5 protein-coding genes are annotated in these 8781 nt (G+C 30.3%); 1 reads left to right on the plus strand and 4 read right to left on the minus strand.

The genetic code is table 11. The features are described 5' to 3' along the window. Window positions 1–185 precede the first annotated feature (185 nt). A complete protein-coding gene (locus tag M2098_RS11335) occupies window positions 186–1784 on the minus strand; it encodes an RNA-directed DNA polymerase (RefSeq protein WP_280684577.1) in 1599 nt (532 codons plus the stop codon). Window positions 1785–2617: 833 nt separating this feature from the next. Here M2098_RS11335 and M2098_RS11340 point away from each other — a divergent pair. Continuing rightward, window positions 2618–3649 (plus strand): hypothetical protein, encoded by a 1032-nt coding sequence (locus M2098_RS11340; protein ID WP_280684575.1) that lies wholly within the window; start codon window positions 2618–2620, stop codon window positions 3647–3649. A 782-nt stretch (window positions 3650–4431) separates the two neighbouring features. Here M2098_RS11340 and guaA read toward each other — a convergent pair. From guaA to M2098_RS11355, 3 genes are all read right to left on the minus strand, one after another. After that, window positions 4432–5721, minus strand: coding sequence for a glutamine-hydrolyzing GMP synthase (gene guaA, locus M2098_RS11345; RefSeq protein WP_280684573.1), 1290 nt, complete (start codon window positions 5719–5721; stop codon window positions 4432–4434). A gap of 13 nt (window positions 5722–5734) precedes the next feature. Further along, on the minus strand, window positions 5735–6925 hold the full coding sequence (locus M2098_RS11350) for a coenzyme F420-0:L-glutamate ligase (RefSeq protein WP_280684571.1): 1191 nt from the start codon (window positions 6923–6925) through the stop codon (window positions 5735–5737). A gap of 130 nt (window positions 6926–7055) precedes the next feature. After that, window positions 7056–8570, minus strand: a complete 1515-nt coding sequence (locus tag M2098_RS11355) for an IMP dehydrogenase (protein WP_280684569.1) — start codon at window positions 8568–8570, stop codon at window positions 7056–7058. Window positions 8571–8781 lie beyond the last annotated feature (211 nt).

Genomic DNA, 8781 nt, shown 5'->3' on the forward strand with positions numbered 1-8781 from the left:
GGTAACTGGGGAGTAATCTTCTCAAGTCTACAAATTATTTTCGAGGGACGAATATAAAAGCTCTTTGACAACATAATCGACTATGATAACATAATTAAAAAAGTAACTACACTTTACTCAATGTAGTTACTTCATGGTTCTACCATGGGATATCAAACTTTACACAAAATTATTTACAGGCTCTTTCATTTCTTTTTAGTAGGAGAAATTACTTCTTGTAAAAAAAGTTCCTTTGATTCAGTTTTTTTAATATTTTTTAACCAAGGTCTAATCTCCTCTTCGTGAAGCACTTTTTTCATAATTTCTATTAATTGTCTTTTTTCCCACAAATCTGCTCTTGAGTAAATTGTTCTAATTTCAAGTGCTGTATCTCTATCTATCAATTCATTTAACTGTTGATAAAATGAGTCAAGTAAAGTTCTTCCGATATATACCCCACTTTGTCTTTTTAAATTTCTGAAATATTGTATTAGTGTGCTTTTATCTGCAAATGCACTGGCTCCTAACACTCTGATATATGCTAAGATCAAATATTCTGAAATATATCTATCATCGTTTAATGCTTTTATAAAATAATTTTTAATATTTTTTTTTGAAATTAAGCTCAATTTATTTTCACATTTAATTATTGCATCAACAAAATATGGTGTTAATTGTAAATATCTATCCAGTACAAAAAGCAATTTTGTAAGTTTATCATATTCCTCTTGTGCAAAACATGCCTTTATATATCTAATAAAATCCTCTGGATCTATTAGTTCAATTTGATTTAGTTCCTTAAAAATGGTATCAATATCTTCGTTTTGCAAGTTAGTCTTTTCTCGATTTGATAATTTCCGGAATATTGTAGGTACAGTTCCACCATATCCAGCACGTATAATTGTTCTTTTATTTTCTTTGAAATCCCTATTAGTTTTATTACTTGATTTTATGTGATTAAAATTATATGTTTTAGTATAACATTTGCTATCCTCAATCTTTGTTTTGCTCATATTAATTGTTAGACCCTCTTGCTGTAATCGCTCAATAAGTATAGTTAACCAATAATGTGCAGTTTTTGCATCAGGTGCAAAAAATCTATAATCATCTACAAAACGAATGAAATTTACATTCATTGATGATAAAAAATTATCAACTCCAATTAAACTTGCTTCTGCTAATATTCTACTGGCATTCGAACCTACAGGTAAACCATAAGAATCTCTATTTGACCATGTCAATAATAGCTCATTTAATAATTTCACTATTTTTTTATCACACCCAATGGAATATAAGGTATTTTCTAGACGATGTAGATTAATTCTGTCATAAAAATTCGAAATATCACAGGACACCACGAATTTCACATTACTTTTTTTTGCTTTTTTAGATGATTCTTGCTTAAATTTAGTAATATTATAGTTTTTGTTAAATATATATCCTTGTACAATTAATAGTCTATAAGAAAAAACTCTTCTTTTGGAGACCGGTATTCTTGCTTTTTCGATTGTATCAGCAATCGAAAGAACTAAAGTACTATATTTAATTGTATCAAGAGGATGCATTAGTGCACATTTTCTAAAATTAAACGCTGAGTTCTTTGGCAATAAAATATATTCAATATTATTCACTGATAGTCCTTCTATACTTCCAGATTTCACACAACTTATAACATCTCTTTCTACTTTATCAGCAAATAATGAATTTACTAATAAATCAACTTCAAAAGGACGCTCAAAAATATCTGTTAATCCTTCTTTCAATATATTGTTAATTGATACTTTTGCAGCTCTTTCGGTTTTCATTTCTTCATTCTCCTTTAAAAAATAATCTACACACTTTTATATTTATAAATAGTTTATCATAATGTTTTGTTAAAAACATTGTGATAAACCTTAAAAAAACATATATATTTTATATCATTTTACATTGTTTATGCAAATTAATAAGTACTACCACCAGAATCTAGAACCTGTCAATTCAAATTGTTGTACATTTCCATATTCGCTAGTAATCTACTTCCTGTAAACTTTCAGAAATATTCCACAAATGATTCTGAAAATCTTTTTAAATCTTTTACTTTAATATCTACCAAATTTCACTTTTGGTTAATTAGTATGTTGATAGTATATTGATTTTTATTTTCTGCATTATATGAAATTGTAATGACTTAAAAGAGCTATTATTTTATCGTATAAACTTGAATCACAATCAACTTTCCACTCATTCATATGAAGAATGTCAAACATAATATCTCTTATTCCATTTATTTTTATGTTTTAAAACAGTATAATATGTAGTTCTATCAAATCTGTCTATATTATTGAGGATAATAATATCTGTTTCATTAATTGATTTTTTAGCTAATCTAACTTTGTTCAGTAGACTTCAAAAATATCACTAAAAATAATAACAGAATAAAACTCTAGAATCCTGAAGATATTATGCATTGTTTAATCAAAGATTTTTTTCTACTTGTTTTTTTTATTAGCGAAATATACAATTACAGTATAAACGCATTCTTTGCTATGTTAAGTTTATCAAGTTATTCAGTATTAGTTTTGTTCTTTTCACAAAATGTATTACTCTTGTAACTACAATTTACAAAAAATGTATAATATAATAAAGGTGATCAATGATGAATAAAATTGAAACAAATATTTTAAATTTAATATATACTGATTTATATAACTATATAATTTTCATATTGAAAATTATGAATTTCGACGAAGAGCTAAAAAGTCCTTTATTATTAGCTTTATTTCCTAATATTGCTTTATTACTTAAAGAATCACATAAATGGATTTCAAAGGTGTCTAAATCCAAATCATTTGAAAATTTAAAATATATAGAGATTATTAGTGGAATAAGAGAAAGCATCAAACAAGAATTTGAGGAAATTGATTCCGTTGTAGAATTACATCAAACTGAGTTTAAAACTAATACGAAAATACTTGGTAAAATTCGTAAAGATATAGGTATTGCTTATTATGATGGACACCCTATTGTAAATAGCATTTGGAATGCTTATAATCTGAAAATTATTAATGGAACAGGCTCATCAAAGTTCACAAAAGAGCAGATCATATCTCTAGGTGAATTTTGTTCATCATTTCCTTTAGCCGTCATAAATGAATTAAATCCAAAGAATAATATTCTCGAAATAGCTAGTACATATAAAGACACTTTAAATCTAAAGCAAATAATTTTATGGAAAGATTTTAATTTAAGCATTGATTTCAAGCCCTACTCTGTTGATTTATTTTGTATTTTCAGTCTTTTATGTCAATTGAATTTTTATATATTAATAGTTGAACCAAATTTAAAAGATACTACATTATGTTTTAGATATAAATATCTTCTTTACTACTATAGTAATCAACTTTTGAAAAGATGTTGTCATTCTTTACAATGGAAATTAACTATTTCAACAAATCAATTAATGAACAAAGAGTTTAGAAATTGCATGGCGCACTATGGAATGAGTCACTATATGAAAATGCGGTTTGACGAAAATATAGTATTTTTTGGTTCAATCGAGAAAGCTTTTTCTTTATCTTATAAAGATGTGGATGATCTTTTGACAAAATACATTTCCGAAATTCGCACATTCATAATAGATAGTTTTAAAGAAAAAAAACTATTATCAAGTGTTTTGAATTATAGATAATTATTCATAAATAGTTATTTTTAGAACAGTTTTTAACTATTTTTTATTAAAAATATCATATAGTCGAGATGACAGGTAGGCATCATGCTTTCTAATTTTTGTATGTACAACTCTGTTATTTTTTTAGCCTCCAAATGACACTTATAATCCTGCAAATTCTCTTACTTTTATCTCTGCAGATGTAAAAACATTAATAATTATCCTTTTGTTTCCTTATATAAAACTAATTGTCTTTTTTTGTTTTAAAAGTATAATTAATTTAATATTTTCACAATTCTTTCGCATAAACTGCTGTGTGATTACACAAGAATATATTATTTCACCTTTTATATAAATTCTTACTATATCAATATATGTATTTAGTAATACTTTTAATTATTATGGACCGACAAATTCATCACTTAATATATCTTTCAAATGAAGCAATTAATTGATTATTTATAAAGCGTTACTTGTCGAAGAATCAAAATATTCTATCTGCATATTTTATAAAATTCTTTCATATAGACATACATCTTTTATAATCATATCTTCACCCCTGTTTCTTTTCATTGTTAAAAATATGATTCATTAAGTTATTTGAAGGATATATCTATTGATCCTCCAATTTTGAGATATTACTTTCTTCTATAATCTCTTTCCTATTTTTATATATTTTAATCACCCTTACAAAATAAAAATAGGTAGTTAGAATTACCTACATTTAAGTAAATAAACAAAACTACCTATACAATTTATTTAATATTTAAAAATTCATAATGTTTTTGAAGTAAGTGAAAACTCTACTCCCACTCAATTGTTCCTGTAGGTTTTGGTGTCAGATCATAAAGTACACGATTGACGTTTGGTACTTCTTTAACAATTCGATCGGTTACTTTCAATAAGACTTCCCAGTCTAGTAATTCAATTGTTGCTGTCATAGCATCAACTGTGTTTACTGCACGTAGAATTACTGGGTAATCAAATGAACGTTCGTGGTTTTTAACTCCTACTGATTTAAAATCAGGTACAACTGTAAAGTATTGCCATACTTTTTTATCTAGTCCATATTTTGCAAACTCTTCTCTAAGAATTGCATCAGATTCACGGACTGCTTCTAAGCGTTCTTTTGTGATTGCTCCAAGACATCTTACACCTAAACCAGGTCCAGGGAAAGGTTGTCTAAATACCATATGTTCAGGTAATCCTAATTCAAGACCACATGCACGTACTTCATCTTTGAATAATTGATATAATGGTTCAATTAATTTGAACTTCATATCTTCTGGTAATCCACCAACGTTGTGGTGTGATTTTACTACTTTTGCAGTTTTTGTTCCACTCTCAACGATATCTGGATAGATCGTTCCTTGTGCAAGATAATTAATACCATCTAGTTTGTTTGCTTCTTCATCGAACACTACAATAAATTCATTTCCGATAATTTTACGTTTTTCTTCAGGATCTGAAACACCGTCTAATTTAGATAAGAAGCGTTCACTTGCATCTACATAAATCAAGTTTGCATCTAGTTGGTTTCTAAATACTTCAACTACATCTTCTGATTCACCTTTACGCATTAATCCATGGTTTACGTGAACACAAACAAGTTGTTTTCCAATCGCCTTAATTAGTAATGCAGCCACAACTGAAGAATCAACTCCTCCAGATAACGCCAACAATACTTTTTTATCTCCTACTTCATTTCGTACTCTTTCCACTTGATCAGCTACGAAATTTTTCATATTCCATGTTTTTTCTGCTTTACATGTATCTAATACAAATGTTGAAAGTTCTGCTTCTGTAGGATAGTGATTAAGTCCATCCACTTTACTTGTTGGATGTTCAATCGCCATAATTGGTACACCAATTGAATAGATTTCATCATTTACATCAACAGCTTGTCCATCAACGATACGGTTTTCTCCACCATTAAGAATAATTCCTTTTACATTTGGTAAAGCTAGGATTTCTTCTTTTGTGATATCGTGTGGATAGATTTCGCTATACACACTTAACGCACGTATATCACGTGCTAATGTCGTATTTTCTGTACTCCCTAAATCGAGTATTACAATCATATCTTGCTTCATGTCATTCCCCTTATTATTCTGTATAGTTATCGAAGTATCCTTGAATTAGGACAACTGGTGTTCCTTTATCTCCAGAACCGCTTGTTAAGTCACTTAATGAACCAATAAGGTCGGTTAATTGACGAGGAGTTGTTCCTTGACTTGCCATATCACCAGTTAAATCTTCATCTTTTTCTTTAATTCTTGTTTTAATGGCTTCTTTTAATTCTTCACCATTTAAGTCCTTGAAATCATTATCTGCTAAGTATTTCAACTTTACTTCATTTGGTGTTCCTTTTAATCCACTTGTGTATCCAGGTGAAACAACAGGGTCTGCAAGTTCCCAAATTTTTCCTTGAGGATCTTTAAAGGCACCATCACCATACACCATAACTTCAATATGTTTTCCCGTTTTATCTTTAATTTGTTTTTGGATATCTTCCACTAATTGTTGCGAATTGTTAGGGAATAATTTAATTGTATCTTCAGTTGCTTTGTTTGAACCAAGTAATCCATATTCCGTATTAAATCCACTTCCATCAACTGGTGCATTTAATATATCATCCATTCCTAGAATACGGTTTCCACCGTTTTCTTTTAAGATACGTTTTGTTCTTTGACGCGTGTGAATATCACATGTTAGTACATCTTTTGTATAATCTAAAATCACTTTAGGGTTATTGGCAAAAACGATTTCACATGCACAGTCTTCACTTTCGATTAGTTCTTTATAGTAACTAATGTAGTCAACTCCTGTAAACTCATGTACTTCATAGCCAAATAGTTCACGATATTTTTCAAGTGATAATACATCACTGTATGGATTCACATTTGCTACATCCAATTGTTCATATGTAAGTAGTCCGTTTCCAACTTCATCACTTGGATACGATAACATTAAGACAATTTTCTTTGCCCCTCTTGCCATTCCTTTTAAACAAATAGAGAAACGGTTTCTTGAAAGAATTGGAAACATTACCCCAATTGTTTCTCCACCTAATTTCGTTTGTACATCTTTTGCGATTGCATCAACGGTTGCATAGTTTCCTTGCGCTCTTGCGACAATCGACTCTGTCACCGAAATTACATCATTTTCACGAATTGATAAACCAATGCTATTTATTGATTCCAGTGCACTATCAACAACGATACTTGCTAAATCATCACCTTCACGAATAATTGGGCATCGTACCCCCATTGAGATTGTTCCAATTTTTCTATCCATTGCGTTTCCTCTTTTCTTCATTCATTTATAACATCTTTATTATAATAGAAATTAGTCCAAAGAAGTAAAAAAATTGCAGAAATTTCATGGGAAAGAAAAAATGCACACAAGATTGCATGCATTTTATGAGTTAATCGTTTTTATTTGTATAGTTTCCTTCTTTAACCACAACATCGTGTGCTCCACCTTCAACTAATGAAGTTGCAGAAACTAATGTAATTTTTGCTTTTTCTTGAAGTTCAGGAATCGTTAATGCTCCACAGTTACACATTGTGTGTTTGATTTTGCTTAATGTTAAGCTTACATTATCTTTCAAACTACCTGCATAAGGAACATATGAGTCAACACCTTCCACAAATGAAAGACCTTCTTCTTCTCCACCCGTGTCATAACGTTGCCAGTTACGTGCTCTTGCACTTCCTTCTCCCCAGTATTCTTTCATGTATTGTCCATTTACGTTAATTTTCTTTGTTGGACTTTCATCAAATCTTGAGAAGTAACGACCTAACATAATAAAGTCAGATCCCATTGCTAAAGCAAGTGTCATGTGATAGTCATGAACAATTCCACCATCACTACAAATTGGAACATAAATTCCAGTTTCAGCATAGTATTCATCACGTGCACGTGCTACTTCTTGAAGTGCAGTTGCTTGTCCACGTCCAATTCCTTTTTGTTCGCGGGTAATACAAATACTACCACCACCGATACCAACTTTAATAAAGTCAGCACCAGCTTCTGCTAGAAAACGGAAACCATCACGGTCTACAACGTTACCAGCACCACATTTTACTGTATCTCCATAGTTATCGCGAATCCATTTTAAAGTTAAACGTTGCCATTCAGAGAATCCTTCACTTGAGTCAATACATAATACATCTGCTCCAGCTTCTACTAATGCAGGAACACGTTCAGCGTAATCTCTTGTGTTGATTCCAGCACCAACAACATAACTTTTGTCGCTATCTAATAATTCATTTGGATTTTCTTTGTGAGAATCGTAGTCTTTACGGAATACGAAATATTTAAGACGTTGATTATCGTCAATAATTGGAAGGGCGTTTAATTTATTATCCCAAATAATGTCATTTGCTTCAGATAAAGAGATTCCATCTTTTCCTGTAATCAATTTAGCAAATGGTGTCATAAATGACTCGATTTTCGTTGTTTTATCCATACGTGAAACACGGTAATCACGACTAGTTACAACACCAACCATTTTCCCTTCAGCTGTACCATCTTCTGTAATAGCGATCGTACCATGACCTTTTTTCTTTTTCAATGCGATAACATCTGCCAACGTATCCGTTGGCTTTAAGTTTGAATCACTTGGCACAAATCCAGCTTTTGTTGCTTTAACTTTGGCAACCATTGCTGCTTCTTCTTCAATGGTTTGTGATCCATAAATAAAAGAGATTCCTCCCTCTTTTGCTAATGCAACTGCCATTTCATCACCTGAAACAGATTGCATAATTGCACTTACCATTGGAATATTCATAGTAATTGCAGATTCTTCCCCTTTTTTGAATTTCACAAGAGGGGTTTTCAATGTTACATTTTCCGGAGTTGACTCAGTACTTGAGTATCCAGGAACTAATAAGTATTCACTAAACGTACGTGATGGTTCTTTAAAATAAAACGCCATAATTACCTCCATTTTTCTTTGTATTAATTATAAGGGTTTAAAAGTTAAAGTCAACCGAACTTGAAAAGAGTTTTCATAAATTTTCATAACTCCATTGTTTCCAGTTATATTGTGTATTTTGGTATATTCAGAATTAGCGGGGTGAAAATCGCTTTAAACCATTATGGGGTCAAACACACATTGGCTTTAAGACTTTAACGGGGTGAATTAT

This window comes from Breznakia sp. PFB1-19 (assembly GCF_029893935.1).
GTDB classification, from domain to species: domain Bacteria; phylum Bacillota_I; class Bacilli_A; order Erysipelotrichales; family Erysipelotrichaceae; genus Breznakia; species Breznakia blatticola.

Bases quoted from the DNA above. Each gene is read 5' to 3' on its own strand.
- M2098_RS11350 (WP_280684571.1), bottom strand. From the start codon at position 6,925: ATGGATAGAAAAATTGGAACAATCTCAATGGGGGTACGATGCCCAATT.
- guaA (WP_280684573.1), bottom strand. From the start codon at position 5,721: ATGAAGCAAGATATGATTGTAATACTCGATTTAGGGAGTACAGAAAAT.
- M2098_RS11340 (WP_280684575.1), top strand. From the start codon at position 2,618: ATGAATAAAATTGAAACAAATATTTTAAATTTAATATATACTGATTTA.
- M2098_RS11355 (WP_280684569.1), bottom strand. From the start codon at position 8,570: ATGGCGTTTTATTTTAAAGAACCATCACGTACGTTTAGTGAATACTTA.
- M2098_RS11335 (WP_280684577.1), bottom strand. From the start codon at position 1,784: ATGAAAACCGAAAGAGCTGCAAAAGTATCAATTAACAATATATTGAAA.